22 protein-coding genes are annotated in these 26,575 nt (G+C 56.2%); 9 read left to right on the top strand and 13 right to left on the bottom strand.

The annotated features are described in order from the left end of the window. Positions 1 to 178: 178 nt before the first annotated feature. Positions 179 to 2,329, bottom strand: a complete 2,151-nt coding sequence (locus CFB02_RS06295) for a TonB-dependent receptor plug domain-containing protein (RefSeq protein ID WP_088557334.1) — start codon at positions 2,327 to 2,329, stop codon at positions 179 to 181. Between the two features lie 130 nt (positions 2,330 to 2,459). Between CFB02_RS06295 and CFB02_RS06290 the strand changes: the two genes are divergently transcribed. Continuing rightward, positions 2,460 to 3,104 (top strand): molecular chaperone DnaJ, encoded by a 645-nt coding sequence (locus CFB02_RS06290; RefSeq protein WP_088557333.1) that lies wholly within the window; start codon positions 2,460 to 2,462, stop codon positions 3,102 to 3,104. A 14-nt stretch (positions 3,105 to 3,118) separates the two neighbouring features. Here CFB02_RS06290 and CFB02_RS06285 read toward each other — a convergent pair whose 3' ends face one another. From CFB02_RS06285 to CFB02_RS06270, 4 genes are all read right to left on the bottom strand, one after another. Next, a complete protein-coding gene (locus CFB02_RS06285) occupies positions 3,119 to 4,114 on the bottom strand; it encodes a bile acid:sodium symporter family protein (RefSeq protein WP_088557332.1) in 996 nt (331 codons plus the stop codon). A gap of 3 nt (positions 4,115 to 4,117) precedes the next feature. Next, on the bottom strand, positions 4,118 to 4,795 hold the full coding sequence (locus tag CFB02_RS06280) for a FadR/GntR family transcriptional regulator (RefSeq protein WP_088557331.1): 678 nt from the start codon (positions 4,793 to 4,795) through the stop codon (positions 4,118 to 4,120). An 81-nt stretch (positions 4,796 to 4,876) separates the two neighbouring features. Next, positions 4,877 to 6,373: a flavin-containing monooxygenase gene (locus CFB02_RS06275; RefSeq protein ID WP_088559183.1), complete on the bottom strand. Its 1,497-nt coding sequence runs from the start codon at positions 6,371 to 6,373 to the stop codon at positions 4,877 to 4,879. Between the two features lie 84 nt (positions 6,374 to 6,457). After that, positions 6,458 to 7,369 (bottom strand): LysR family transcriptional regulator, encoded by a 912-nt coding sequence (locus tag CFB02_RS06270; RefSeq protein ID WP_014577006.1) that lies wholly within the window; start codon positions 7,367 to 7,369, stop codon positions 6,458 to 6,460. A 100-nt stretch (positions 7,370 to 7,469) separates the two neighbouring features. Here CFB02_RS06270 and CFB02_RS06265 point away from each other — a divergent pair, with 100 nt between their 5' ends. Both CFB02_RS06265 and CFB02_RS06260 read left to right on the top strand, forming a co-directional pair. Then, positions 7,470 to 9,089, top strand: coding sequence for an NADH-quinone oxidoreductase subunit L (locus CFB02_RS06265; protein WP_088557330.1), 1,620 nt, complete (start codon positions 7,470 to 7,472; stop codon positions 9,087 to 9,089). Continuing rightward, on the top strand, positions 9,086 to 11,542 hold the full coding sequence (locus CFB02_RS06260) for a YbcC family protein (protein ID WP_088557329.1): 2,457 nt from the start codon (positions 9,086 to 9,088) through the stop codon (positions 11,540 to 11,542). Before CFB02_RS06265 ends, CFB02_RS06260 begins: the two co-directional genes overlap by 4 nt. Positions 11,543 to 11,572: 30 nt before the next feature. Here the strand turns inward: CFB02_RS06260 and CFB02_RS06255 are convergent, their stop codons facing one another. Both CFB02_RS06255 and CFB02_RS06250 read right to left on the bottom strand, forming a co-directional pair. Continuing rightward, positions 11,573 to 11,845: a YebG family protein gene (locus CFB02_RS06255; protein ID WP_008171158.1), complete on the bottom strand. Its 273-nt coding sequence runs from the start codon at positions 11,843 to 11,845 to the stop codon at positions 11,573 to 11,575. A gap of 148 nt (positions 11,846 to 11,993) precedes the next feature. Further along, positions 11,994 to 12,962 (bottom strand): beta-ketoacyl-ACP synthase III, encoded by a 969-nt coding sequence (locus CFB02_RS06250; RefSeq protein WP_062784387.1) that lies wholly within the window; start codon positions 12,960 to 12,962, stop codon positions 11,994 to 11,996. Positions 12,963 to 13,129: 167 nt separating this feature from the next. Between CFB02_RS06250 and CFB02_RS06245 the strand changes: the two genes are divergently transcribed. The 3 genes from CFB02_RS06245 (at position 13,130) to CFB02_RS18085 (ending at position 14,190) form a co-directional block, all read left to right on the top strand. After that, positions 13,130 to 13,381, top strand: coding sequence for a YdcH family protein (locus CFB02_RS06245; RefSeq protein WP_088557328.1), 252 nt, complete (start codon positions 13,130 to 13,132; stop codon positions 13,379 to 13,381). Between the two features lie 170 nt (positions 13,382 to 13,551). Further along, complete coding sequence (locus CFB02_RS18180) at positions 13,552 to 13,704, top strand: hypothetical protein (RefSeq protein ID WP_008171150.1); 153 nt, start codon at positions 13,552 to 13,554, stop codon at positions 13,702 to 13,704. 234 nt (positions 13,705 to 13,938) lie between these two features. Next, the gene (locus CFB02_RS18085) at positions 13,939 to 14,190 is read left to right on the top strand and encodes a hypothetical protein (protein ID WP_157677794.1); all 252 of its coding nucleotides are present in this window, start codon (positions 13,939 to 13,941) and stop codon (positions 14,188 to 14,190) included. 73 nt (positions 14,191 to 14,263) lie between these two features. On the opposite strand, the gene CFB02_RS06235 is transcribed toward CFB02_RS18085, so the two are convergent. From CFB02_RS06235 to CFB02_RS06215, 5 genes are all read right to left on the bottom strand, one after another. Then, on the bottom strand, positions 14,264 to 16,126 hold the full coding sequence (locus CFB02_RS06235; RefSeq protein WP_227519341.1) for a methyl-accepting chemotaxis protein: 1,863 nt from the start codon (positions 16,124 to 16,126) through the stop codon (positions 14,264 to 14,266). A 213-nt stretch (positions 16,127 to 16,339) separates the two neighbouring features. After that, a complete protein-coding gene (locus CFB02_RS06230) occupies positions 16,340 to 18,184 on the bottom strand; it encodes a protein kinase domain-containing protein (protein WP_088557326.1) in 1,845 nt (614 codons plus the stop codon). A 9-nt stretch (positions 18,185 to 18,193) separates the two neighbouring features. Beyond that, positions 18,194 to 19,804 carry a dihydrolipoyllysine-residue acetyltransferase gene (locus tag CFB02_RS06225; RefSeq protein WP_088557325.1) on the bottom strand — a complete coding sequence of 537 codons (1,611 nt, stop codon included), beginning with the start codon at positions 19,802 to 19,804 and terminating at the stop codon, positions 18,194 to 18,196. A 26-nt stretch (positions 19,805 to 19,830) separates the two neighbouring features. After that, complete coding sequence (locus CFB02_RS06220) at positions 19,831 to 20,808, bottom strand: alpha-ketoacid dehydrogenase subunit beta (protein WP_088557324.1); 978 nt, start codon at positions 20,806 to 20,808, stop codon at positions 19,831 to 19,833. A gap of 1 nt (position 20,809) precedes the next feature. Further along, positions 20,810 to 21,994, bottom strand: a complete 1,185-nt coding sequence (locus tag CFB02_RS06215) for a thiamine pyrophosphate-dependent dehydrogenase E1 component subunit alpha (RefSeq protein WP_088557323.1) — start codon at positions 21,992 to 21,994, stop codon at positions 20,810 to 20,812. Between the two features lie 277 nt (positions 21,995 to 22,271). Between CFB02_RS06215 and CFB02_RS06210 the strand changes: the two genes are divergently transcribed. Beyond that, positions 22,272 to 23,741 (top strand): malate:quinone oxidoreductase, encoded by a 1,470-nt coding sequence (locus CFB02_RS06210; RefSeq protein WP_088557322.1) that lies wholly within the window; start codon positions 22,272 to 22,274, stop codon positions 23,739 to 23,741. A 29-nt stretch (positions 23,742 to 23,770) separates the two neighbouring features. Next, positions 23,771 to 25,501: an isocitrate/isopropylmalate family dehydrogenase gene (locus CFB02_RS06205; RefSeq protein ID WP_088557321.1), complete on the top strand. Its 1,731-nt coding sequence runs from the start codon at positions 23,771 to 23,773 to the stop codon at positions 25,499 to 25,501. A 34-nt stretch (positions 25,502 to 25,535) separates the two neighbouring features. Here CFB02_RS06205 and CFB02_RS06200 read toward each other — a convergent pair whose 3' ends face one another. Continuing rightward, the gene (locus CFB02_RS06200) at positions 25,536 to 25,910 is read right to left on the bottom strand and encodes a hypothetical protein (RefSeq protein WP_088557320.1); all 375 of its coding nucleotides are present in this window, start codon (positions 25,908 to 25,910) and stop codon (positions 25,536 to 25,538) included. Between the two features lie 200 nt (positions 25,911 to 26,110). On the opposite strand from CFB02_RS06200, the gene CFB02_RS06195 reads away from it, so the two are divergent. Then, positions 26,111 to 26,548 carry a PAS domain-containing protein gene (locus CFB02_RS06195; RefSeq protein WP_088557319.1) on the top strand — a complete coding sequence of 146 codons (438 nt, stop codon included), beginning with the start codon at positions 26,111 to 26,113 and terminating at the stop codon, positions 26,546 to 26,548. Positions 26,549 to 26,575 lie beyond the last annotated feature (27 nt).

Below are 26,575 nucleotides of genomic sequence, written 5' to 3'. Positions count from 1 at the left end.
AAATAAACGACCCTCGCCGGTGCCTCCTGGGCATTGGCAACCATGGCGGAAACAAAGAGATATAGAATCCACATGACCTTGATCAAAAGGCCCGGAGTTCCGTTTCTATACCGGTTTCGGTGAATCGTGCCTGTCCTTCGCTCCATACCGTCCAGGGCTCGCGCTTTCCTTGTTAACTTCAGAAACGAATACCAGCCTCAACAAAAAACTGGTTCTGATCTTCAATCCGGTTATCCGGGCTGATCCATGGCTTGGGATTCAGATAATGCTGCATCGTAAGTGCCAGCATATAACTGTAATCAGCTCTGTCGACCCGGCGGGCCAGACGGAAATCGGCTCGCTCGAACCGGGATTCCCTCACTTCGTTGGTCCAGTACATGGCCGCGGAGGTCATGAAACCCATAGGCAGATCCTGAATCCAGGCGAAGCTGCCGGAGTCTCGAGCTGATAGCCGTGCCAACAGATCCACAGCACGCTCCTGCTTGTTTACCGGCAGTGCCGCCGGGTCGCCGGTGTAACGACCTTCCTGCTCAAGGTAGGCGTAGGTGGCGCGAAGTTTGGTCCCGGAAAACTCCAACGAGGTTTCCAGTTCTACGCCTTCTTGCTCCAGATCGACATTGTTGGCGATATACCACTCTTCTTCGTTGATGACACCGCTGATCATGTCGCGGAAATCGTCGTTGAAGTAGCGGACTTCCACCGAGAGCAATGCTCTTTCCAGATGGAACTGGCCAAAATAACTGATCTCCCGGGAGGTGACCCATTCCTCCTCCAGCTTTTGGCCGTAGGTGGACGTTGTCTGGTCTAGAATATCGGTAACTTCAACTCTCTGACCTTCCAGAGCTTCAAACGGGGCCTGCACATTTCTCGGCGTATAGCCCCAGTCGGGATTCTGTTCAAAGGCGTCCGGTGTGCGCACCGCCCGGGAAAAGACAAACCGCAGGGCGTGGTTGTTGTTCAGGATGAAATTTGCGGCGGCCCTGGGCGAGAAATAATCTTCATCGGTGGTGGTGGTTTGTTCCCAATTGCCGCCCGCGTTGAAGGTCAGCCAGCGAAAGGGAGAGTACTCGGCATTGGCGAATACCCGGGATTGGTAGTTGTCTCCTTTTCCGTTGAAGTAGGTTTCGGAAGTGAAAGAGTCCTTTCTATAGCCCACGCCGGAGACCAGCTTCAATTCATCGCTGAAAATGATGGTGTCCTGAAGTTCGATTTCCTGCCGGGTTTCCTCGAGGTCTTGATTCAAATCAGCGATGAACGGACCCTGGTCCTCGGGAAAGGGTGGAATACTTGGGGGCAAAAGATCATTGAAATCCTCTGCTGGGAATGAAACCGTCCACCGCTGCCGTTGCCTCTGGTTCTGGTAGCTCGCCTGAATATGATAGAAGTGATCAGGCGAAAAGGCTCCGTCGAACCGGACATGGAGATAATAGTCGTCCATGATGATGTCCGGGTTGGTGATCGCTCCCAGCCTGCCGGACTTCTCGGAGTCCTCTTCATTTACGCCATCCAGCACGCCGGCGCGAACGTCGATGGAATGCTGACGATCAATCCGGAACACGCTGTCGAAATTGAAGTTGTTGACGTCGTGGCCATCGTGGAAGGGGATTACCTCGCGGCCATCAAGCTGGTTATCGAAGCCGTTGGATTTGCGCTTTTCGTAAGACAACCGCCAACTTTTGTTGGCATCGGTATCGCCCACTGACGTGAAAGTTCGTAGATGTCCCCGCGAGCCGACTGAAGTGTAGGCCTCCACGCCGGCGGTATCCTGAGGCGATCGGGTGATGATGTTGATGCTGCCGAGGAACGCGTTGATGCCGTAGGCCGCGGAGTTGGGGCCTCGACTCACTTCAATTCTCTCGATATTTTCCAGGGCCACCGGCATGCCAAGCCAGTCGACATCCGCCAGGTTGATCCGGTAAGCCGTCCTTCCGTCGATCTGAACCTGCAGTCGGCGCTGTTCGTACTGGGACGTACCGTGATAGGTTGCCACCGGATTGGTGCTTCCCCAATGACCAACAACCATCCCCGGTACCAGCCGGAGCGCCTCTACCAGGTTCATAACACCGAGATCCCGGATCATGTCGCCGGTAATGATGGTAGTTGTGCCGGGAACCCGAAGCTTGGACTGGCGCAGTCGTGTTGTGGTAAGTACTTCGGGAATTTCGCCGTGTTCGCCCTCCAGGGCAAGCAAGCCGGGTATGAAATCGGGGCTTTCAGTCTGTGCGTGTGCCATTGCAGGCAACAGCGCAGTGATAGCAAGGCTGAGGCCAAGGCAGGTTACGATAGGGCGACGGTTACTCATTCCTGCCATTTTTATCGATTGATGCATGGTTGACGTTCTATAATCTGCCGAGAAATGGAGTAAAGCGGTTTTATTATGTTTGGGTCCTATCGTAAGGGACTACAGACGGTTTGTCTCTCTGAAATGTAATGAATCTAGGCCCGGGAGTTGCAGCTTTATGAATTGTTGGGAAATCCTTGGAATTGAGCCGACCGGCGATCGTCGGAAGATCCAGGATGCGTATGAGCAACAGCTCAAGTTTGCTTCGGAAGACGAGGCGAAGAGTCTGGAAGCGGCTTTCCGCGAGGCAGTCGGGGACAATCCGGGCCCGTTAAAGCAGGCTTCTGACACGGTTCAGACTGAACCGCATCGCGAGGTGCAGGGCGAGGAGCCTGATCGTCCGCTGGATGCCAACGAGGGCCAGGTCGTTCGTGAAGTGGTCATCCAGATCAAGGCCTTGCTCAATGACTCCTCGAGAAGTAAGGACCCGGGCATCTGGAAAGCCATTCTGGACGAGCCGCCCGCAGATCAGCCGCGGTTGCGACGCGAGATTGGTCGCCAGTTGGAGCCCCAGATACGTCCGATGGCGGAAAACGGCACCTTTCCGGCGCCGGTGGCCCAGTTTCTCGGTGAGTGGTTTGGCTGGTTCACTATGGAACAGGCGCCTGAGGCGGCCGACGATCGAAATTACCCGGAACCCGACACGGCTGAGGATCAGGGCGAACAGCCACCGCAAATGGTCAATTTCTGGCCGGCGGTGATTGGCTGGATTGTCGGGCTGGCGATTCTCGCCACACTCTTTGGCGGAATGGGGAGCGGTTGAGTCCTCCGCCCGGATCAACCCGCTTTCTCTGCATTCGCCCTTTCAATTTTTTCCCGGTACTTCTGGGCCAGGAAGGCTCCAACGATAACCTGTATCTGGTTGTAGCACATGATTGGCAACACGATCATGCCGAAGCCCGGGTGTCCTGAGAACAGGACCTTGGCCATGGGCAGTCCAGACGCCAGGCTCTTTTTGGAACCGCAGAACACCACCGCGGCTTCATCCTCCAGGCTGAACCCGAATCGCCGTACCAGGAACCTTGCGAACACCATAAATAGCAGCAGCAAGCCCAGGCAGAGCGCAATGGCGAAAAGGATGGCCTGCAGGGGCAGATTCTCCCAGAGTCCGCTCTCTACCGAATGTGAGAAAGCGGAGTAGACGATCAGCCAGATCACGCATTGATCGTATCGGGCCATCAGTGTTTCGTTTCTGCCAAGAAACCCGCCGAGCCATGGTCGGAGCACATGCCCAACCGCAAAAGGCAGCAGCAGTTGCAGAATTATGTCTTTCAGGGCTTCCGCTACAGAGAAATCGCCACCGCCGGACGTGCTTACCAACAGCAACAGCAGGAATGGCGTCAGCATCATGCCAAAGACATTGGAGGCAGCTGCGCTGCAGATTGCCGCCGGAACATTGCCGCGCGCCATTGCGGTATAGGCGATGGAGGAGGACACCGCCGACGGCAGGACGCCCAGGTAAAGAAACCCCAGACCAAGATCCTTCGGCATCCAGGATGGTGCGATATTGCTGAGGCCGTTAATCGGCAGCACCGCCAGCGGAAAAAATACGAATGTGAGCGAAGTGATCAGAATGTGCAGTCGCCAGTGGGTGGCACCGGCAATAATCTGCTCCCGGGACAGCGCTGCGCCATGGAAAAAGAAGAGCAGGGCGACTGCGACCGTTCCGGCAGTGGCCAGTGCCTCGCCTGCCTGGCCAGTTGCAGGCAGGAACGTGGCTAATACGATGGCGCCCAGGAGCAGCAGGGTAAAAGTGTCGATCCGGAACTTCATGAATCAGGACTCCCGACGCTTCAAGGCCTGGAGACTGGGTTTCAAAAGCGCCCGGGCCAGGGATTCTGCCTTGCCCTCATCCTGACGCCGGACCGCCGCGAGCAGGAGTTCATGATCTTCCTGGGAGGGTTCCGGCAGGTCTGCGTCGGTTTCGGTCTGCTCAATGGTCTGGCTGACAGCGTGGGAAAAGTAGTCGTAGAGCTCGATCAGCGCTGAGTTATGAGAAGCGGCGACCAGGGCATGATGGAAGGCTTCGTCGTGCCGGATGCGAGCCTGCAGGTCATCTCCCGCTTTGGCGCGAGTATCGAGGGCTGTGGTCATGTGCCGAAGATCCTGGTCTGTCCGCCTGTGCGCTGCCAGCTTGGCGGCCTCCGTTTCCAGCATGATCCTGACCTCCAGCTGCTCCGCCAGCTGAGTGCGCGCAATTCTCCGCAGGGTCTCACCGGCATCCCGTGTCGCTCGTACGTATGTGCCATCCCCCTGGCGGGTTTCCAGCATCCCCACGTGCACCAACACCCGAACCGCCTCACGAACGGTGTTGCGGCTTACTCCGAGGGATTCGGAAAGTTCTGATTCGACGGGCAGGCGATCGCCAACCGACCAGTCACCTTTTTCGATGGCGTTTCTGAGACTCTCGATAGCGGTCTCGACCAGCGAGCCTTTGCGAATACGTTTCAGCATGGTGTATATCATCCTTCCAACCGATAACCCAATCATCCTATGAATATGACCGAGGTTCAAGGGCAAAAGGCTTTCACCCGATTACCCCGTGGTCTGGCCGGGGTAAAGAAACTGGTAATCAGCGGTGTCTACCCGGCGGGTGGCGAACCGGTAAGTGAAGGTGAATCCCGGCCAGTTGATGGTATTCCGTCCATGCTCATCGAGGTACCAGGAGGTGCAGCCGGAGCTCCAGACCGTGTCTTCCAGGCCCTGTTGAACCACATGGGTGAAACGGTCCTGCCGGTCTTGTCGGACGTCCATGGCGGAGTGCGGGTACTTCTCGAGGGCCTCCAGACATTCCAGAACGTAGCGAAACTGGGACTCAAGCATGTACAGGATCGAGTTATGGGCCAGGTTGGTGTTGGGCCCATAGAGCATGAACATGTTGGGAAAGCCGCTGACGGTGATGCCTTTGAACGCGACAGCGCCGTTCTGCCAGGCCTCGTTCAGGGTCTTTCCGCCCCGGCCTGTTATCCGGATGGGTGACAGGAACTCCGAGGCCCGGAAACCAGTGCCGCAGATAATGGCGTCGACCTCATGGTGGTGTCCCTCGTGCGTAACAACGCCGGACTCGTCAATGTGGTCAATAGGGTCGGTTATCAGGTTCACATTCGGCCGGTTGATGGCCGGATACCAGTCGTTGGAAATCAGAATCCGCTTGCAGCCGATCTTGTAGTCCGGAATGATCTTTTTCAGCTTGGCGGGATCTGTGACCTGTTTTCTGGCCTCCCGCTTTGCCATGTTCGCGTAATACTCGAGAAGGCCACTGAATTTGGTGAAGGCGAGGGCGCGGCTCTCGTTTTTCCAGTAAATAAGGTAGCGATAGAGGCGATCCCAGGCCGGCACCTTCTGGAACAGTGTCTGCTCCCAGCGCTTGAAGGGCCGATCCGGCTTGGGCAGGACCCAGGCCGCCGAGCGCTGAAACAGGTCGAGCCGTTTCACCTTCGATGCGATCTCCGGAACAAACTGAATAGCACTGGCGCCAGTTCCAATGACCGCCACCCGTTTATCGGACAGGTCGTAATCATGATCCCAACGGGCTGAATGGAACATCTTGCCCTGGAAACGGTCCAGTCCCTTGAGGTTTGGCCAGGCAGGTTGATTGAGCTGTCCGGTGGCGGTGATGAGTACATCGGCGGTCAGCTGCTCACCGTTTGCGAGTGTCACCGACCATTGATTTGTTTGGTCGTCAAACGCGGCGTCCTGCACCTCGGAGTTAAACCGGATGTGACTGCCCAGGCGATATTTCTGAACGCAGTGCTCCATATAACCGAGGATTTCGGGCTGCAATCCGAATTTCCGCGACCAGTCGTGCTTGGGTTCGAAGGAATACGAGTAAAAGTGGGATTGCACATCACAGGCGGCACCGGGGTAGGTGTTATCACGCCAGGTACCTCCGACCCGGTCGGCTTTTTCCAGCAGGGTCAGGTTATTGAACCCGGCCAGTTTTAGTTTGATGGCCATGCCCAGACCTCCAAAACCGCTACCGATAATCAGAATGGACGGGTGTTCTCGCAGGCTGGCTTGGCTCATGATCATATGTCCGGCGTTATTATTGTGGTCTTTCTGCTTCAGTATACGGATGTAAGTCAGCCTTATGGATGACATTTTTCGCCACTCGGGCTAGTCAGAATGACCAATCGGCGTCCGGGTCAGGTAATTGTCCTGAGTCTGGGATAGCAGTTCCCTGAGTGCCGGCGTCTCGAACTGGCGCCGGATACTGATGGCATAGAACTCTTCGAAAACGCCTGGCAGGGCGCCGTAGTCTGCAAGGGTTCCGCTCTTCATTTCGTCGCGCACGACCACCGGAGGCATGATGGCGAAATGACCGGTATCCCGGGTGAGAAGTCGCATCATCGCCATGTCATCCACCTCGGCGGCGATGTTGGGACGCAGCCTGTGATACTCGCACAACTGGTCGAAGGCCTGGCGTATGTTGTTGTCCGGGCCCGGCACAATCAGGCTTCGGCCACGCAATACGTCGACGAAATCGCCCTGAACGTCTATTCCCCGCGGCCCGATGATGCTGACTGGCTGTTTGGCAATCAGCCGTGACCGCCAGGGATTCTGTTCATCTCCCTGTACCGCCTGGTTTGCGAGGATCAGGTCCAGTCGATGCGCCGAGAGCCGTCTTAGCAGCTCATCCATGTGGCTACTTTGCAGGCTCAACTCAAGGTCTTCCCGGTTTAGCAGCGGCTGCAGGAAGCCTTCCTGGAAGTTACGGGAGAGGGTGGCCACCGCCCCGATCCGGAGTATCTCGCGGTTTGGTTGAGCGCCGGAGGCAAATAATGCCGTCAGTTCCTCACCCTGGCGGAAGATCTCCTCGGCGTAGGAGAATGCCATTCTCCCGGCTTCAGACAGCTTGAGACGCCGCCCCTCGCGAATGAAGAGGTCGTGTCCCAGGCTGTCTTCCAGCTTGCGTATCTGACCCGACAGCGCCGACTGGGAAATATGCAGCGAGTCCGCTGCCCGCGTCAGGTGGCCTGTTCGGGCGACCTTCCAGAAGTAGTAAAGGTGATGGTAATTCAGTTTCATGTAATTTCGTTCTCTAAAAACGAATGATCTGATAATTATAAACCATTTTTTATATGTGACGAAGATCGGCAAAGTACTTGCAATCAGGAGGTTTGCAGGTATGAATCCAATCGCCGAATTTTCATTGCTCTCGATCCTCGCACTCTGGCTGCTGCTGCCGGTCGCTCTCTTCCTGCTTGCCGGGTTGACTGGCTGGCTGAAGAATCCGCTGAACGTGAACTACTGTTGGCGACTTGCCGGATGGGCGCTATTGGCTTCCATGGCCGTTTCGGTCGTGATGGGAATCCTCCTCCTGATTCAGCCCTATACAGGAGACGACAGCAATCGTCTGGCCACCCTGGGTGGGCGATTCGGCCTGTATCCAGACGGGATAGCGGTCTGGATGGCCACGATGGTGGCGTTTATTGGCTGGGTCATTCTTCGGTTTGCAGACAACTACCTCAGCCAGGATCCTGGCCGTGACCGTTTTCTTCCCTGGTTTCTGGTGACAGTTGCCTCTGTTCTGGTACTGGTGTTGACCAACCATCTGCTGATTCTGGCAGGCGCCTGGATTGGTGTCAGTCTGGCCCTGCATCATTTGCTCACCCTCTATCAGGACCGACCCCAGGCGCGAATGGCGGCGGTGCAGAAGTTCATCGTCAGCCGGGTAGGGGATGCTCTGGTGGTCTCTGGTGTGGTGGCGCTCTACCTGCATTACGGTACGTTTTACCTGCCAGACATGATCCAGAATGAGGGCGCCCGAGCCGGTGGCTCAACAGCGCTGACAATTGCATCGGTGGTTCTGGCTCTGGCGGCGGTTCTCAAGTGCGCCCAGATTCCCTTTCACGGATGGCTCATTCGCGTTATGGAGGCTCCCACGCCCGTGTCGGCGCTGCTCCATGCCGGGGTTATCAATCTTGGCGGTTTCCTCTGGCTCCGTTTATTCCCGGTGTTCGACGGCTTTACGGCCGGCCACATGATTCTGCTCGTGATCGGCGGCATGACGGCGGTCGTTGCGGTTCTCACCATGATGACCCAGTACTCGGTCAAACATGCTCTTGCCTGGTCAACCTGTGCGCAGATGGGCTTTATGCTGTTTGAAATTGGGATGGGGGCCTACACACTGGCACTGCTGCATCTACTGGCCCATTCGCTGTACAAGGCGCATTCGTTCCTGGCTTCCGGTCGCACGGTGGCGGTATCGGCAGCAACGCGTTTTCCCGAATCTCCCTCTGCCAACCGGCTTTCCTGGGCCGGGCTTACCGGCCTGTTGGCGGCGGCGATCCTGGTTCAGTTCCCGTGGATCGTGGAAAACAATCCGGTTTTCGGAGCATTGCTGGTGCTGGCGGTATCGGCGGCCGCCATGGGCATCCCAGCCGGAGCAACCAAAGCGGTGAAGCTGAAGCTTGCAGGACTGGCAGTGCTCCTGGTTCCGCTGTACTCATTGTTGCACCTTCTCATCGGCCCGGCCGTTCCCGAGCAGGAAGGGTTTGCCATCCCCGGCATTGCTCTGGGAACGGGCGCCACTCTGGTTACGCTGCTCGCCGTGTGCTCTTTGATGATTGTATTCGGTGCTCGCTTCCCGGCCACCCGTGCTCTGAGCGTTCATTTTCGTCAGGGGCTTTACCTGGAACTGCCCTTTGATCGGTTGACCCGCTTCCTGGCGGCGGAGGCTTTGAAGGTGCCGGCCATGTTCCGCAGGGTTCCGCATCATCCGTTCAGACTGGAGGAGAGATCATGAGCGATGTAAGCGCCCCGTTACCGGAACTGCAGTGGCTGAGCGATGACTGGCGTAAACCGGTTAAACAGGCCTGCGACCTGATCGCTCCTGTCTGGCCGCTTGATCAGTGGATAGCGGTGAATCCGTTCTGGGGGCTGAGACATTTTCCGGCCCCGCGGGTTGATCAGGTGCTCAACGAGCGCGCGGGTTTCAGTATGCTTATGCCGACCGAGTTTTACCGGGAAGCCTGGGAAGGTGGACGGATTCGGGAAGACGATCTGAGGGCAAGTATTGCGGAGCGCGGCGATGAGCGGAATACCGCCTGGTACCTTGATTGGCTGGGTCGAAAGGGGGCCATAACTGCGCCACTGCGCGGTTCCATTCTGGATACCTTTACGGTTGCGAATGCCCACGAGGAGGCCGGTGTTCTTACTGAAACCGTTTGCGACCAGGTTTCTCGCGTTTGCGGCGCCTTTTTCGATCAGCGCCAGAGCCGATGGTCCGTTTCGGGCAACCAGGCCAATGGGGGGTTGTTCGGTTTTTGGCTTGAATCAGTCAGGCAGGATCTGGCGCTTGATTTTACGACCGGGTTGAAAGGGGGCCGTGCGTTCTTCAAGACGGTTTCGGACGACAGGGATCAGGCAGTACAGGAGGCGCTGAGTCGGATCGGCGCTCGTGGAGATGAGTTGGAAGCGCTGTGCCATAGCCTGTTGTTGAGAGTGAACGGCTGGGCCTCCTGGTGCCGCGGAGAAGACTGGCGGGCAGGCCTTGAGGGGCGCTCATCCGATCGTTGTGAGGATATTCTGGCGATCATGTTGGTCTGGGAGTCCGCAGGGGTAGCCTTCGCTTCGCCGGCACAAAAAGCCGAGTGGCAGAGGCAGAGAGCCGGCGCGAGTCGCAGGGGCGACTACGATGACCGCAGCAGGCTGTGGGTGTGGCAGCGTGCCTTCGAGATTGGTTACCAGCGCACCTTGTGGCAGTCACTTGAATCTGCGCCGATAAAGCAGGCGTTGCCAGACTTCGGGCGTGGCATTCCCGCAGCCCAGGCCGTTTTTTGTATCGATGTTCGCTCTGAAGTGATGCGACGCCACCTTGAACAAGCGTATCCCGACGTGCAGACGCTCGGATTCGCCGGTTTTTTCGGAATGCCAATCGATCATCAGCAACACGGACCGCTTGCCCCGGCCCGCCGACTGCCGGGCCTTTTGCCCGCGTCTTTCCGGTTGATTGATACCAAAGGCAGCCTGCGGGAGGATCTGGCAGTGAATCGCTCTCTCGATCAGAGAGAGATCGCTCGTGAATCGGTCAGAAAGGCGAAATACACCAGCTTGTCGACGTTCACACTGGTCGAGACGACCGGTTTGGCCTGGGCCTGGAAACTGGTGAAAGACACTTTGAAAACGGGCCACAAAACCCGCCCTGACCAAAGTGTAGAGGGTCGCCTGGTACATAGCCACGGAGGCGACCCGCTCTCTGATGCCGAGAGGGTTGCGCTGGCGGCCAATATGCTCCGGGGGATGTCGCTGACCAGTGGTTTCGCGCCTTTGCTGGTACTGGTTGGCCATGGCAGTCATACCGATAACAACCCGAACCAGGCTGGTCTCGACTGCGGCGCGTGTGGCGGCCAGAGCGGCGGCGTGAACGCCCGGCTTGCAGCAAGCCTGGTCAATGATCCACAGGTCAGGGCGGGGCTTGCCGACGAAGGTATCAGAATTCCGGACTTCACCTGGGCGGTCGCTGCCGAGCACTGCACAGCGACGGACAAGGTAACGATTGCTGATCGCCATCTTATCCCGGATTCGCACATGCAGCACCTGGCAGATCTGGAAGCCGGATTCGAAACAGCCGGCATCCGGGCTCGAAAAGAGCGGGCAACGCCGCTGAAATTGAACGGGTTGGACGACGATAACCTCAAGCAGGCCATGGAAACCCGGACCCGGGACTGGTCAGAGGTTCGTCCGGAGTGGGGGCTGGCCAATAACGCGGCAATCATCTTCGCGAAACGGAGCAAGACCCGCGGCTGCAACCTCTCCGGCCGCGTATTCCTGCACGATTACGATCCGACTCTGGACGAAGATGGCGGTCTTCTGGAGGCTTTGCTGGCGGCACCGATGATCGTCGCCAACTGGATCAACCTTCAGTACTTTGCTTCGGTAACGGTTCCCGAAGTGTATGGCTCGGGTAACAAGCTCCTGCACTCCGTGGTTGGCGGGAATGTCGGCGTTGTCGAAGGTAATAACCCACGGTTGAGAATTGGCCTGCCGCTGCAGTCCGTTCACGATGGCACTCATTGGCGCCATGAACCGGTTCGTCTTACTGTTCTGATTGATGCGCCGGAAGATCGGATTGAATCTGTGTTACGTCGCCAGCCAGATGTGGCGGCTCTGGTGGAGAATCAGTGGGTCAGTCTGCATCGGATGTCTGGCCAGGGCGTAGCGCATTACGACAATGGCAGCTGGGTAGGCGTGGCATGAGAGGAGGGCGGCCGCGCCGCCCCTGTTATGCTATTCCTGTTCTGCGTTCAGCAGCTCGGGCTTCTTGAGAGCTTTCTGGAACAGGTCTTTGTCCTCCGCTATGGCCATGGCACAGCGTTCGGCCAGATCATCGCCAAGGCCTTCAACCTTGCGCCCAAGGAATACCTGAATTTCCTCCGCCAGTTCGAGCACTTTGTCCCGGGCGTCGGCTTCGGCTTTTGAAGTGAACAGCATCGTCTCAGGATTTTTCAGTGCCATATCCAGGCCGTCCCTATCAGAAAAGTAGACTGCTTGTACTGCCATGGTTATTCCTCGCAGTGAGCGTTATTGGTACTGTATAAAAATACAGTCTATCTGACAGGATGCGGTAAACACAATGAAAAAACGGGCTTCAACAAAAGCTGAAGCCCGTCTCTGGTTCAGAACGAGTGGTGATCCGAAAGATGGCCGATCAGTAACGGAGCAGTGCAGAGCCCCAGGTGAATCCGCCACCAAAAGCCTCAAGGAGAAGCACCTCGTTGCGTTTGATCCGCCCATCTCGCACAGCCACATCAAGGGCGAGGGGGATAGATGCAGCGGACGTGTTGCCGTGCTCATTAACCGTTACGACAACCTGATCCATGGACATGTTCAGTTTCTTTGCCGTGGCCGAGATGATTCTCAGGTTGGCCTGGTGCGGAACAAGCCAGTCGATCTCGGATTTCTGCATCTGGTTGGCTGCCAGGGTTTCGTCAACGATCTTGCCCAAGGTGTTGACCGCCACCTTGAACACTTCGTTGCCTTTCATTTCCACAAATGCTCGCCCGGCCTTGACCTGGTCGTAGCCATCGGCAATACCGCAGGGAACGTGCAGCAAATCGGCATATTGGCCATCGGCATGGATATGGGTGGAAAGGATGCCGGTTTCTTCGTCGGCCTCCAGGATCACCGCGCCGGCACCATCGCCGAACAAGACACACGTACCACGGTCTTCCCAGTTAATGATGCGGGAGAACACCTCGGCGCCGATAACCAGGGCCTTCTTGCTGCTTCCGGTCTTGATGAACTTTTCTGCCGTTGCCAGGGCGTAAACAAATCCACTGCAGACAGCCTGAATATCGAAGGCAGGGCATCCATGGATGCCCAGGCGTGCCTGGAGGAGGCATGCAGAGCTTGGGAAGATCTTGTCCGGAGTGGAGGTGGCAAACACGATCAGATCAATATCTTCTGCCTTGATTCCAGCGGCTTCAATGGCGTTTTTCGCGGCCTGTTCCGCCAGATCCACCGTGGTCTGGCCTTCAACGGCAATATGACGTCTTTCGATTCCCGTGCGCTCGCGAATCCACTGGTCGGTGGTGTCGACCATTTTTTCGAGGTCTTTGTTGGTAACAATGTTTTCAGGCAGGTAGGAACCGGTGCCGGTAATTCGTGCAAAGGTCATTCGCAAGTGTCCCGAGGCGTAACTGGATAACGTACTACCATGCTATACCCATGCAACGTCGTGCGTAATTAGCGATTTGTCAAAGACGCCCAGAAACTGGCACGCTCGTCTATGCTGAAAGTGATCAGCCTTGATCAACACTCTGCAAAGAAGAGGAGAGCAATACGATGGGCATTTCCAGCCATGAGCTTCACGTAGAATTCCCGCAGTACCGAGAACTGATTCAGGAACTCAAGAACAATGATCTGAAGTTCAAGGAAAAGCTTCAGGAGTACACGCATCTCGATCACGAAATTGAAGGGCTGGAAAAGAGGGATTCTCCCATCGGTGATGACAAACTCCACCGCATGAAGCAGAAACGTGCACAGCTGAAAGATGACCTTTACCAAGTGTTACTTTCAAACGCCAAGGCGTCATAAAACTGCAATCAAAAGTATACAATTCTGACATCCGATAATGCTTGGAGCCCCTGTTTATAGGGGTTTCCAAGTATTCAGAAAGCTCCTCGTCAAGCTTAGAATAGGACCCTAATTAAACAAGGTCTCTATTTTCAGAGACCAGTATTCTGGGTTGACCAAGGAGTAATGAAATGAAAAGAGCTGCTTCGCTTTACAAAGGCTGGCGGATGAAGCGCAACTTTATCCATCTGGTGATGACTATGGATCGTCGGTTGCTGAACGATGTGGGATTTTCCCCTGAACTGGTTGAACAGAAACTGAGCACTCCGTTCTGGAAATTCTGATCCTTGTGACTGATCGACTCTGCTTTCGGTAACCTTCTGAACTGGTTGAAAAATAATCAGCGCAGAAGGTTACAGACTGTCACAATAATGAAATATCCTATTGTTCTTAAAGCCTTTTTATCTCGAAAAAATCTAAGAAAATTGATCTGAATCTGTATTCTCTTCTAGCGGATCGTCCTATAGTTACGCTTCCTCCAGAACCAGACCGGTTCACCCTGAAAGGAGAGCGTGACGATGATCCAGGAATTCCTTCAAAGCAATTTGCCCTTAGACTCCTCCGTAAGCCTCAAGCGTTCAGATACCGAGCCTGCTAAAGACATTGCCAATGCCCGCAGCGAAGCCTTTGAGATTGTCTCAGACTCCGGTGAAACCGTAGGCTTTGTGAAGGCCTGGGAAGATGACCCGAGCTTCCGCGGATACGTCCACTTCGATTCCGACGGCAACGTGATTGATTGGAAAGTCTTTAACGACCGGTTGCACAGTTAACGGGCTACCAGCCAACCACAATGCGATGCAAGTCCCCCGGCGTGGTCTGATACCAAGTGATCGGGGGGCAATGTTAATCGTCCGTCCGGAAACGTCTGACCAGCGTGTTAAGTTCATCGGCCATGCTCGCCAGAGAGCGGCTTGACTGATTCACCTGGGAGATGTCTCCGGCCAGTTCCTCGATTGCGCCACTGCTTATCTCCACGTTCTGGGTCATCTCTGCGGCGGTCGCTCTCTGCTGCTCGGTCGCACTCGCAATCTGGGTGGTCATTTCAACGATACTGTTCACCGCCGCGAGAATGTCCGTCAAAGCCTCGCCCGATTTGCTTGCTTCTTCGCTGGCCTCTTCGGCCATCTGCTTGGCCTTGCTCATGTCCACTACTGCGCCGGCCGCGCCACTCTGGAGCTGGGACACAATCCGCTCGATATCGACGGTTGACTCCTGAACGCGCTTGGCCAGTCCTCGAACTTCATCGGCAACCACGGCAAATCCCCGACCGGCGTCACCGGCTCGAGCCGCCTCAATGGCGGCATTGAGCGCAAGGAGATTCGTTTGCTCAGCAATGCTCTGGATGACAGCCAGCACATTACCGATTTCGGCCGATTCGTTCTCCAGTTGTTGGATCCGGGTAGACCCCTTCTCAACCTGATTGGCCAGGTTCGCAACCGCCCGAATGGCAGAGCCAACGGTTTCCTGTCCGGAATCCGCAAGTGATGAGGCCTTGCGGGCCGATTCGTCAGTTTCGCTGGTGTTCGAGGCGATCTCTTCGGAGGTGGAGACCATTTCCTGCATGGCGGCAGACACCTGCGTGATCTGGTCGCGCTGTTGCTCTGAGTTCGCGGTCGTGCGCTCTGTGATGCCTGAAAGTGATTCGGACTCGCCGGTCAGTTGGCGTGATGCCGTTACAATTCGGGAAATGGTTTCCTCAAGCGTTCGCAGGAAGGTGTTGACTGCGTCGATGAAGTCACCGATCTCATCGGGACGGCCCGGAGTAAGTCGGGTGGAAAGATTGCCGTTGTTATTGGCGATGTCATCGAGGTAACCGAGAATTTCAGTCTTGGCGCGTTTCACGCTGTTGCCCATCAAACGGCTCATCACAATGGCAACAATCAATCCGAGTACTGCAGAGACCAGGAAAGCTGCCAGGGTAAATGTCAAAGCAAGCTCCGTTTCTGCGGTTGCCTCATCGGCCTCTTTGTCCAGGGAGGCAAATATACTTTCTTCAAGTTCCCTGGCCATGCTCGCAATTTCCGGTCCCAGAACGTCCAGCTTTTGGGATTTAACGCCAACGAGAGTGCTCTTTTGCTCAAGGATGTTCTGAACAGCTGCCCGATAGGCTTCCAGCTCTTCAACGACCGTATTCAGGTAAACCTGAACAAATTCCGGACCATTATCGGCATCAATCAGTTCCAGCGCGTCAGACAGGTCCTCAATGGCCCAACCGAGGGCCTTTTGAGAATCCTCGTCGCCGTTTGCCAGATACCGCTCGGCAGTCATCCGCATGATCAACGCATCGTTGAGGAGCTGCTCCAGACCAGCTCTCAGTTCACTGTCTGGCTCACGGTTGGCCACGCCATTTAGAGCAAGTCTGAGGGCCTTTGTGGCGTTGGGTCCGTGTAGATCCAGCTTTTCAGAGATAATGCTGAGTACCTGACGTTTTGCCGGAACCAGTTCGTTCTTGAAGGCATCAATATACCGATTGGTTGTCTTTTCAATTCGATCAACCAGCTTGGCTCGCTCGGGCTCCTGAATGTTGTCCTGCGCCTTTGCCATCACAGACCTGAAATCCGCCTCCATTTCGCCGAAGCGCTCCAAGGCTGTCTCATTGCCCGTGGAAAAGTAATCGAACACCCGAAGGCGCATGCGGTAAACACTGATGACGGACTCAGTGCCAATGGCGGTGTCTGGCGCAAGATCCCGAGCAACCGTATTCATTCGACCGTCCAATTGCTGGAACCCTGATACGCTGAAAAACGTAACCGCTGCAAAAAGAATGAGAATAAAAACGGGTGCAATCAATAGCTTGCCGGGAACACCTAATTTTCGTTCTACGGATTCGAGAAAAGAGGAAGCCAAAGCGTTGCCCTTCTATTAATTGGTTTTAATAGTTAACGGCACGGTTTCTAAAAACTGAAGCTGTGTTTTGCCTCAGGTAGAGGCATGCTCAGTCCTTGGATTACGCGGGTAGTAGCGTTCGGGAAGTCGCTCGATGTGGGGAAAGAACCGGGTGTCCTTGTAAGGCATCTTCATAAAGCCTGATACACCGAGGCCAGTTATCTGCTCGACTGCCGAGAGAATTTCATCCAGCAACCGGCTGAACTCCGATTCTTGCTCAGGATCCAGTAGCCGATAGTGGCTATGGATTTTGAGATGGCGGGGCAGGGCTTCGAAGATGATCATGCCGGTATGGTGAATATTGTTCAGTGCTTCCAGCGAACGGATGATGGTCTCAGGAAGAACGAGAAATTCCTCCGGATCCGGCCCGTCTTCAAAGTAGGAGTGAACGCGACTTTCGTCCTCCACCTCTGGTGCGGCGCTGACCTCGTAATGCAGTTTCATGTCCGGCGACACCAGAAACGGCTGGTCGGGTTCTTCGCGATCAACGTGCAGGGTATTGCGGGCGTTAAACAGACAGCTTTTGAAAATCCCCTTGCGATAAATGGCCTGGGCCAGGTAGACCATATTGTTGACGGCCTGCACAAACGCCGACTTCAAGGCCGGATCGTGCAGATTCAGGGAAGTGTCGATGTAGATGCCATCGGTTTCCCAGCGTACGGCCAGGCCACCTTCCACCGGGTAGCGCCCGAGCCGGCTGACGGCGGCCAGAAACGCCTTTTCGGTTTCGCCCATGCCCTGCATGAAGTTCTTGTAGTAGCGGTCCAGCTGTACGTCATTGACGTCGTTGAGGGTTTCCGGTGCGCCTTCCTCCCTGAGAAAGGATTTACGCGAGCTGTAAACCACGGTGTCAATTTCCTGGTCAGAGGCACGTACCCACACGGGTACCTGGGCCGCGACCGGCCTTTCCGGCAGATCGATCATCACCGTGCGGGCCATACGCGGCATCTCTGTCAGGTAGTAATCGCCGGCCTTGCGGCGAGTGTCTGGATCAGGGGATAGCATGCCATCCAGCATGCGCGCGAATTCCATGGGCAGGCCCAGTGAGGTGGCCGGGATGGCCCGATGGCCAAAGCGGCAGGATTGGGCTGACGCCAGGGCATAGAGCGTGCCGGCTGCGCCCTGTTCGTCAAAACGGGGAGAAGACAGCCCGCCGTTGAGCTGTTCCTCGCCAATAAAATAGACATCGCCGAGCCGAGCGTTGGTTTGCTGGAGGTTATCGGACATCAGCTCCATCACGTTGGCGGTGATGAACTGCTGGTTGGCGTCCAGCTGGGCAAACACGGAGGAGCCCCAGTCAATCAGGGCAATGTTTTCGGTGTTGGCGTCGAAGACGAGATTGGAAGGTTTGATATCGCCATGAACGATTGGCCTGCCGGCGGGACCATTTTCACGGCGAAGGTTTCGCAGGATGTCGGCCAGCTGGTCCGCGATGCGCATGATGAGCCGTGGTTTCAGACGACCATCACGCAGGGAAACCTCTTCCAGATTTAATCCGGCAGCACGCTCCATCACCAGAATCGGCTGGTTATTGGCTCTCTGGTAGGAAATCAGCCGTGGCACCCTGGGGTGGCGGACCTGCTCCAGAATGTAGGCTTCATCTTCAAGCCGGTCCTGAAGATGCCGGGGCAGGTTGATACGGGTGAATTTGAAGACGTGTTCCGGGCCCCCGGCTGCGGTGCCGGGCAGTCGGCCTGAGAATACAAAGCCGTACGCACCCTTGCCAATCAACTCAATGTCCTGGTAGCCGAGTTGGCGGAGCTGGGCAGCGCAGAGCGCCACCCAGTCTTTGAGCTTTTTGGCATCATCATGGCTGAGCAGGTAGATCGACTGCTCTTCGGGGATGTAGAACTGCTGCAGTTGCGTCTTCTGCGCCATGATGAAACGTCAGCCCATATGCAGGAGCATGGTTTGGGGCGATTCCAGGTAGCCCTTCCAGCGGTTGCAGAACCGGGCGATGGTGCCGCCGTCGATAATGCGATGATCGCCGGCCCAGCTCACCGTCATGATAGCGCGTTCCACCACTTGGCCGTTGGCGTCAAACCGGGGCAGTTTCTGGGTGCGCCCCAGGGCAACAATGGCCACTTCCGGCGCGTTGATAATGGGTGCGGTGTAAGTTCCGCCCAATGCGCCAATGTTGGAGATCGTAATGGTGCCGCCCTTGAGGTCTTCCTGGCTGGCGCGGCCAGATCGGGCCGCCTCGGTCAGGCGCGCAACCTCGTCGGCAATGCCCAACAACGAGAGGCTTTCCACGCCTTTGATGTTCGGCACCGTCAGGCCGGCTTTGCCATCCACCGCCATACCGATATTGCACTGGGGCAGGTAGTGAATCTCCGTGACGTCATCGTTGAGCTGGCTGTTGAGTACCGGGAATTCCTGAACCGCCAGGGCCATGGCCTTCATGAAGAAGGGCATGAGCGTCAGCCTTGAGCCCCGCGCTTCTGCCTCCGGTTTCAGTTGTTCCCGAAGCTTGAGCAGATCGGTGACATCAATATCCTCGCTGTAGATAAAGTGAGGAATGGTGGTGGCCGATTTGACCATGCTTTTCGCCATTGCAGCTTTTATCCCGCGGATGGGTTCGACTCGCGCTTCCTGTTCGGCGGCAGGCGCCCTGCGGGCACTGCTGGTGGTGGCCGTTTGCGCATCGTCGGCGGGAGCCTGTTTTTGGGCCTGGACGTGGGTCTGTTTCGGGCCTTCCTCGATATGAGCCAGTACATCGGCTTTCAGCACACGACCATCTTTGCCGGATCCCTTAATATCCGAGAGGTTGAGTTCATGCTCTCGAACCAGGCGGCGAACGGCAGGGCTGGCCGGAATACGCTGTCGGCTGGCCGCAGCGACAGGCGAGGCTGTCGCGGTTGAGAGTTGGGCCGCGGGCTCCGGTTTGGTTCTAGCTTCCTCCGACTCTTCCCGATCCCGGGGAATGAACGCAAACAGCGGGGCATGAACCTTGGCCATGGCCTGCTGTTGATGGTAAAGCTTGGTCACGCGCCCGGCTTTGGGTGCGGTAATCTCGACCATGGCCTTGTCGGTCATAACGTCCACAACAGGCTGGTCTTCCTCGATTTCGTCACCTTCGGCCACACGCCATTCCACCACTTCGCACTCAACGATACCTTCGCCGATATCCGGCAGGATAAAGTCTTCGGTGGCGTTATCGTCCGATTTGGCGCCGGAGGCCGGCTGTTTTTCCGCCTCGGGAGCCGGCTTTGCTTCGGCAGGTCCCGGAGAACTGGCCGCTGACGCCTGGCCACTGCTTTCGCTTTCATCCACCAGCTCGAACAGCGGGGCATGGACTTTGGCGATGTCGCCCTCCTTGTAGTAGAGGCGTGTCACGCGGCCTTTGTAGGGTGCAGGAATCTCCACCAGGGCCTTGTCGGTCATTACCTCGGCGACTGGTTGATCTTCTTCAATCACATCGCCTTCAATAACCAGCCATTTGACCAGTTCACATTCCACGATACCTTCGCCGATATCGGGCAGTATAAAATCACTCATAGTCACTCTCCTGTCCTGATATCAGCCTAGAATTCAACGCTCGCCCTGATGGCCTCATAGACCTTCAGGTGGTTGGGCAGGTGCTCTTTTTCCAGCACCAGCGGGAAGGGGGTGTCCATCCCGGTTACCCGTGCGATCGGAGACTCCAGATACAGGAAACAGCGCTCCTGAATCGTGGCGGCGATTTCACCGGCGAATCCGCCGGTCAGGGGAGCTTCGTGGGTGACCACCAGCCGTCCGGTCTTGAACACGGAGTTGGCCACGGTTTCCACATCCCAGGGCAGAATGGTCCTGAGGTCGATGACCTCACAGGAGATGCCATCTTTCTCGGCCCGTTCCACCGCCTGGTCGATCACTTCCATCTGGGCGCCCCAGCCCAGAATCGTCACGTCCGTGCCTTCCTTGGTGACTTCGGCTTCGCCCAGGGGCAGGCGATAGTCTTCATCCGGCACCTCACCCACCGAGGCCCGGTACAGGCGCTTGGGCTCAAAGAGCAGGGTCGGGTTGGGATCGTGGATAGCGGCAAGCAGCAGCCCTTTGGCCTGATGCGGGTTGCGCGGTACAACGATTTTCAGGCCCGGGGTATGGGCAAAGTAGGCTTCCGGTGATTGGGAGTGGTAAAGGCCGCCGGCAATGCCGCCGCCGTAGGGGGCGCGAATAGTCAGGCCGCCCACGTTGAACAGGTTCCCTGAGCGATAGCGGAACTTCGCGGATTCGTTCACGATCTGATCGAAGGCCGGGAAAATGTAGTCGGCAAACTGGATCTCTGCCACCGGCACCGAACCCTGTGCGGCCAGGCCGTTGGCAAACCCGATGATGCCTTGCTCTACCAGAGGCGTGTTAAAGCAACGGGCCTTGCCGTATTTCTGTTGCAGGTTACTGGTTGCACGGAAAACGCCGCCAAACACGCCCACATCCTCACCGAAGCACAGAACCCGCTCGTCCTCTGCCATCGCAATGTCGAGGGCATTGTTGATGGCCTGGAGCATATTCATCTTCGACATCTCAAGCTCCTCCCTTGGCGTGTTCGGCACTCTTCGGGTATTCGTCCGGGTGACGGCCGATGTGCGCTTTCAATTTTTCGAACTGCTCAGCCAGGGCAGGTGGCACTTTGTCGTAGACGTCGCTTACCAGGGATTCGAGCGGCGGTGGTGGACGCTTCTGGGCACGTTTCATCGTTTCCAGTACTTCGCGGCGCATGTTTTCCTGCAGCTGCTTTTCGTCGTCCTCACTCCACCATTTCTTGCTTTCCAGCCAGAGGCGCATACGCAGGATAGGATCTTTCTCGCGCCAAACGGCCTCTTCATCCTTGCTGCGATAGCCGGAGGGGTCGTCCGAGGAGGAGTGGGCGGCCAGGCGATAGCTCATGGCCTCGATCAATACCGGACGGTTGTGTTCCACGGCCAGTTTGCGGGCTTCCTGAGTGGCCTGATACATGGCAAGAATGTCGTTCCCATCCACCCGGATCACGTCCATCTTGTAACCGTAAGCCCGGGGTGCAACGCCGTCGGCAGCAAACTGTTCGGCGGCCGGCGTGGAAATGGCGTACCCGTTGTTGCGGCACAGGAAGATCACCGGCACCCGATGAACCGCAGCCATGTTCAGGGCAGCGTGAAAGTCGCCTTCCGAGGCAGCGCCTTCACCAAAATAGGTAATGGTGCAGAGACCTTCGCCCCGGAGTTTCTGACCATAGGCATAGCCCGCGGCCTGGGGAATCTGGGTAGCCAGCGGCGAGGAAATGGTCATGTAGTTCAGCTTCTTCGAGCCATAGTGGACCGGCATCTGGCGGCCCTTGCCGTAGTCCATCTCGTTGCCGAACAACTGGTTCATGAATTCATCAATGGTAAAGCCGCGGTAGGCCAGGGCACCTTGCTCCCGGTACTGCGCCATGATCATGTCGCCATCATCCAGTGCTGCCGCACTGCCGATCACTGCAGCTTCTTCACCGGTGCACTGCATGTAAAAGCTCAACCTGCCCTGCCGTTGGGCAGCAAGCATTCGCTCGTCAAGAATTCGGGTAGTGACCATGGCCCGGTATATACGGAGGGCCTTGTCTTTGTCGAGATCAGGAGCTTTGGCGCTCTTGTAGAGCTTGCCGTCCTGTTTCAGGAGCTTGAAGGTGGGAATCCGGAACTCCGCACCGTCGGTAAACACTGGGGAATACACAACTTTGGACTTTGTTGTTGTCATAATCCTCTTCCTGGGGTAGTGGCCTGAGGAACAAACACTCCTTGTGGGAGTGTAGTTAATGTCATTGTAGACAGCCTGGCGAAATCTGGTGTGATTCCGGCCAGCTCATGTTTACCTTAACGTAAACTGCGAAACAGGGGTAGACCCCTCTGTTCAGAATTTTCCTTTGTTAAAGAACGCTCGGCACGCGTTTTCCGTGTCTGCAGAAGCGTGCTACCGTCAATACACATACTTTTCCAACCTTGTTCAGACATTCGACTCACGCGGGTAGGTTTTAATGAACGTAATTATCATTGGCGCAGGGATCATGGGCACAACTTTCGCGACTCTAGCGAAAGAACTGGCACCGGAACTGGATATCACCATTCTCGAAAGACTGGATGGCCCCGGGGCAGGCAATTCCTGGGTGTTCAATAACGCCGGAACCGGGCACGAGGCGAACTGTGAGCTGAACTATACGCCGGTGGACGAAGAGGTTATTTCTGTCGAAAAGGCGGTGAAGATTCACGCTCAGTTCAATGTGGCCAAGCAGTTCTGGGCGTACCTGATCCAGAAAGGGGCCATCAAAGACCCCAAATCGTTTATCAACCAGACCAAGCACTGCACCATCGTCTCCGAGCCGTCTATTCAGGAACTGAAGCTCCGGTTCAATGAGATGTCGTCCCACCATTTCTTCGAACAGATGCGTTACTCCGAGGATTTCGACGAGATCAAGAGCTGGATTCCATACACCATGGAGGAGCGGCCCAGACACGAGAAAATGGCGGCGACTGTTATCGAGACGGGCACGGACGTCAACTTTGGCGCCCTCACAGAGCAAATGGCCAAGCATGCTGTTGACGATCTTGGGGTGAAAATTGAATACGGGACGAACGTCAAGCGAGTGCATCGCAGCCCCGCCGGAAGCTGGCTTGTGGAAACTCAGAGCAGGGGCGTTGATCGCCGCTATAAGGCCGACGTTCTTTTCGTCGGTGCCGGCGGCGGTGCCTTCCCGATCCTTAAAAAGAGCCACTTGCCTTTCGCGCGCCGCTTCACCGGTTTTCCCGTGGGCGGACGGTTCCTGCAGGCCGAGATCACCGCCGAACAGGCCGAGCAGTACAGAGCGAAAACTTACGGAAAGGCGAAAGTGGGTGCGCCTCCGATGTCCGTTCCCCATCTGGACCTCCGGGTTTCGGATGGAAGGTATTATCTTCTGTTTGGTCCTTTTGCATCGTTTAAACCGGTGCTGGAGAGGGGCCGGGGGTTCCTGGACTACCTCCGATCCATGCGCCTCCACGATATCCCGAGCTTGTTGAATGTCGCCATTGAGCACTTCCCGTTGGTCAAATATCTGGTTTCAGAGACCTTCAAGGGTGAAAAGAGCATGTTCGAGGAGCTGGACAGTTTCGCACCGGGCATGAGCAAGAAGTTCAACTGGAAAGCAGTTGAGGCCGGGCAGCGGGTTCAGATCATCCGCGACGGAGATCTGCAAATGGGCACAGAGATCCTCGTCTCGAAAGACAAGACCTACGGCACGCTCCTGGGTGCATCGCCTGGTGCGTCGGTATCGCCGGAAGTCATGCTACGTTGCCTTGAACAGCTTTTGCCGTCTATTTTTACCAGTGAGGAAGCCGGCAAAAAGAAAAAAGAGATATTCCCCGAGGACAATCTGGATTTCCTGGCGAAAAATCCCGAGCGTTACCGGGAGATCCGGGATGCCGTCAATGAACGGCTAGGGATCAAGCAGTCGGCATCGCAGCAGGACTGACCAGGCCAACAAACAGCAGGGAGATTTTCATGGACAGTAGAATCAGTGTGACCTCGCCCCTTGTAATCCTTCACGGCGACGAGATGGCTCAGGTTGCGTTTGAACACATTCTCAAGAAGTTTGTGAGCTCACGGCTTGATATTCAGCTTGAAGAAATCGATCTGTCTGCGGAAAACCGGCTGCTTACCAATGGCCAGGTGGTTATTGATGCCATTGATTCGCTCCAACGCCACGGAGTGGGTGTAAAGAACGCCGGCATGACGGTAAACCGCCAGCAGTTGGAGGACTTGCTCAGGAAACACCCGGATGTGGACAACCTGCACCCGCTGGCGACCAAGTCCCCCAATGGAGCGATCCGCAAGGGCATCAGTGGCAATATTACCCGCGAGGACATCCAGTTCCGCAACCTCAACATCCGCCGCCCCCAGTGGGTCGGGCGTGACATTGAGGTGGATACCATGGAATTCGGCGGCATCAAGGACAGCTTTAACCAGCTTTCCCTTGCAACCGGCGTGGTCAAGCTGATGTTTGTGGGCAGCAGCGGCGACCCGGTAGAGCTTCATCGGCGAGAGATTCGCAAAGGCGATCCGTGGCTGCTTGCGACGAATGACATCGAGGATGTGAAAGCCTGGGCGCATCGCTTTTTCCAACGTGCAATCGCAGAAAAACGAGACGTATACCTCGGCCTCAAGGATACGGTGATCCCCGGCTACGATGGAGCTATGCGCTCGGTGATCGAGGACATCTATCACAGTGACTACAAGAAGCAGATTGAAGACCTGGGGCTGAATTACTACTACGAGCTGATTGATGCCCAGGCAGCCCGTATTGTTTCCAATCCGCCGGAGCGTGCGCTCTGGGGTGTGCCGGATAACACCACCGGGCGCAAACTGCTCAAGCTGGTGAACCAACTCAAGGAATTCGGCATTCCAGGCCGCGGGGCCCATGTGTCCATCTCACGGATGAGCGCTGGCGGCGGCGACCAGTATGGTAGCTTTAACATGGCGGCCAAGGAGGATGGCCTTCTCAAGGTGATCGTCGACGGTGACGAGAAGCATGCCCGCCGGGTCCGGAAAGGCGACCCAATGTTGCTTATGTCCAATGACCGTGAAGCCATCAAAGACTGGGTTCTGCAAGTCTTTCGGGATGCCTCGCGCAAGGACAAAGAGGTGTATTTCGGTCTCAAGCGCGAGTACATGGAGTACGACGAAGTCTACAGCGAGGTCATTACCGAAGTGCGCAGGGAACTGGCCAGCGAGCATACACCGCCGCCCTCGTTCATGATCATGCGGCCGTCCAGCCAGCTTAAAAAGATGATCACGGATCCACCGAGAAATGCGCTTTATCCCTCCCAGAACCTCGACGGGGATATCTTCTCGGACATTTCCGCCGCTCTCGGGGGAAGCCTGGCGACGGCCAGTTCAATCATCGAGAGCAAGGACGGCACCATGCTGTTCGAGGCGCCCCATGGCACCGCCCATGATCTTTACCTGAAGTATCTCGAGAGCGACGGTAAGGTAGCTCATTTCAACCCGTCGGCGCTGATTTTTGCGCTGGGCAACGCCCTGGAAACCCTGGGTGAGCGAGAGGGCAACGAGCCTTTGAGCCAATACGCCGTTCAATTGAAAGCGGCATTAACCGACACGGTGGACAGCGGCATCGTTACTGCCGATCTGAAAGGAAAAACCGTTGATCCAGAGTCTGAACAAGTGGTGGATATGATTGGCTTTCTGGAGGCGGTGGAAAAGGCGCTCCAGTGATCCGTTAAACCAAGGGAGCGCCGGATCGAGGATCTTATTTAACGGTATTGCCCTGAATCAGCATGCCGTTGCCCTTGATGACGCCATCCTGGCGCAAAACCATGGACGGCCCATCGATGCTGACCGCGTAGCACGTGGGCTCCTGGCCATAGGCAAAACACATTTCGCCCTGCCTGGTTGTCCACTCGCCTTTGTAGTCCACACCATGAATGGTCCCGTCAGGTGCATAGTATTCGTTAAAGCCGGAGTTCGGCTCAAGCATGCTGCCCTGGTATGAATGATCGCTGACCGCTTGGGCAATTTCTTCAGCGCTAAGTGTTTCGGATGCGCTGACCACATTTACGCCTGGTAGCCCAGCTGCCGCAAATGCGATGGATACTGTAATGGCATATCTTGCGCTGCGATTCATAGTGATGTCCTTGTTGTCTTCAGAATAAGAAATGCGAGTTAAAGCGTACGTGCAGTGCACTCGTAGGGATCTGTTTCCTGGGTGTGGTGCTTCTTGATCTGATCCGGCCGAGGGCGGCAACGTAAGGTTGTGGGTTGCAGCAGCAATTACTTTGCTCCCCTGTGACGATGAATAGACCTTGGAGACAGGAGCCTTCCTCAATGGCCTTTTACAACCGAAAGAATCTGGAATTACAGGAAGCGCTCGCAAAGCTTGAAGCAGCCAAAAGCCGCGTTCAGGAGCTGGAATCGGATTTTCAGGCTGTCGAGAAAGCCATGGCGGTTCTCGTTATGACGCAGGATGGCATTATCGAGCGGGCGAACCACGGGTTGTTGGACTTGCTCGGCTATCAGGCAGAGTCCTTGATCGGTGAGCACCATCGGGTTCTTTGCACCAGCGACTACGCGAAAAGCGAAGACTACATCCGGTTCTGGCGTGAGTTGGTTACCGGTAATGTTAAAAAGGGACGCTTTCCAGCTGTCCACGCTGACGGACACGAAGTCTGGTTAGAGGCCAGCTATTCGCCGGTGAAGGGAGAGCAGGGCGTGGCTACGCGAGTCATTGCTCTGGTTAACTCGGCACAGACTGCCGAAAAATAATGGCGGTGTGCCGTAACATCTGGGCCG

This window comes from Marinobacter sp. es.042 (genome assembly GCF_900188315.1).
In the GTDB taxonomy this organism is placed as follows: domain Bacteria; phylum Pseudomonadota; class Gammaproteobacteria; order Pseudomonadales; family Oleiphilaceae; genus Marinobacter.
This window is presented reverse-complemented; position numbering and strand designations above follow the sequence as displayed.

Excerpts from the sequence above, each read along its gene's own strand:
- CFB02_RS06295 (WP_088557334.1), bottom strand. The coding sequence starts at position 2,329 with ATGCATCAATCGATAAAAATGGCAGGAATGAGTAACCGTCGCCCTATC.
- CFB02_RS06290 (WP_088557333.1), top strand. The coding sequence starts at position 2,460 with ATGAATTGTTGGGAAATCCTTGGAATTGAGCCGACCGGCGATCGTCGG.
- CFB02_RS06285 (WP_088557332.1), bottom strand. The coding sequence starts at position 4,114 with ATGAAGTTCCGGATCGACACTTTTACCCTGCTGCTCCTGGGCGCCATC.
- CFB02_RS06280 (WP_088557331.1), bottom strand. The coding sequence starts at position 4,795 with ATGCTGAAACGTATTCGCAAAGGCTCGCTGGTCGAGACCGCTATCGAG.
- CFB02_RS06275 (WP_088559183.1), bottom strand. The coding sequence starts at position 6,373 with ATGATCATGAGCCAAGCCAGCCTGCGAGAACACCCGTCCATTCTGATT.
- CFB02_RS06270 (WP_014577006.1), bottom strand. The coding sequence starts at position 7,369 with ATGAAACTGAATTACCATCACCTTTACTACTTCTGGAAGGTCGCCCGA.
- CFB02_RS06265 (WP_088557330.1), top strand. The coding sequence starts at position 7,470 with ATGAATCCAATCGCCGAATTTTCATTGCTCTCGATCCTCGCACTCTGG.
- CFB02_RS06260 (WP_088557329.1), top strand. The coding sequence starts at position 9,086 with ATGAGCGATGTAAGCGCCCCGTTACCGGAACTGCAGTGGCTGAGCGAT.
- CFB02_RS06255 (WP_008171158.1), bottom strand. The coding sequence starts at position 11,845 with ATGGCAGTACAAGCAGTCTACTTTTCTGATAGGGACGGCCTGGATATG.
- CFB02_RS06250 (WP_062784387.1), bottom strand. The coding sequence starts at position 12,962 with ATGACCTTTGCACGAATTACCGGCACCGGTTCCTACCTGCCTGAAAAC.
- CFB02_RS06245 (WP_088557328.1), top strand. The coding sequence starts at position 13,130 with ATGGGCATTTCCAGCCATGAGCTTCACGTAGAATTCCCGCAGTACCGA.
- CFB02_RS18180 (WP_008171150.1), top strand. The coding sequence starts at position 13,552 with ATGAAAAGAGCTGCTTCGCTTTACAAAGGCTGGCGGATGAAGCGCAAC.
- CFB02_RS18085 (WP_157677794.1), top strand. The coding sequence starts at position 13,939 with ATGATCCAGGAATTCCTTCAAAGCAATTTGCCCTTAGACTCCTCCGTA.
- CFB02_RS06235 (WP_227519341.1), bottom strand. The coding sequence starts at position 16,126 with ATGAATACGGTTGCTCGGGATCTTGCGCCAGACACCGCCATTGGCACT.
- CFB02_RS06230 (WP_088557326.1), bottom strand. The coding sequence starts at position 18,184 with ATGGCGCAGAAGACGCAACTGCAGCAGTTCTACATCCCCGAAGAGCAG.
- CFB02_RS06225 (WP_088557325.1), bottom strand. The coding sequence starts at position 19,804 with ATGAGTGATTTTATACTGCCCGATATCGGCGAAGGTATCGTGGAATGT.
- CFB02_RS06220 (WP_088557324.1), bottom strand. The coding sequence starts at position 20,808 with ATGTCGAAGATGAATATGCTCCAGGCCATCAACAATGCCCTCGACATT.
- CFB02_RS06215 (WP_088557323.1), bottom strand. The coding sequence starts at position 21,994 with ATGACAACAACAAAGTCCAAAGTTGTGTATTCCCCAGTGTTTACCGAC.
- CFB02_RS06210 (WP_088557322.1), top strand. The coding sequence starts at position 22,272 with ATGAACGTAATTATCATTGGCGCAGGGATCATGGGCACAACTTTCGCG.
- CFB02_RS06205 (WP_088557321.1), top strand. The coding sequence starts at position 23,771 with ATGGACAGTAGAATCAGTGTGACCTCGCCCCTTGTAATCCTTCACGGC.
- CFB02_RS06200 (WP_088557320.1), bottom strand. The coding sequence starts at position 25,910 with ATGAATCGCAGCGCAAGATATGCCATTACAGTATCCATCGCATTTGCG.
- CFB02_RS06195 (WP_088557319.1), top strand. The coding sequence starts at position 26,111 with ATGGCCTTTTACAACCGAAAGAATCTGGAATTACAGGAAGCGCTCGCA.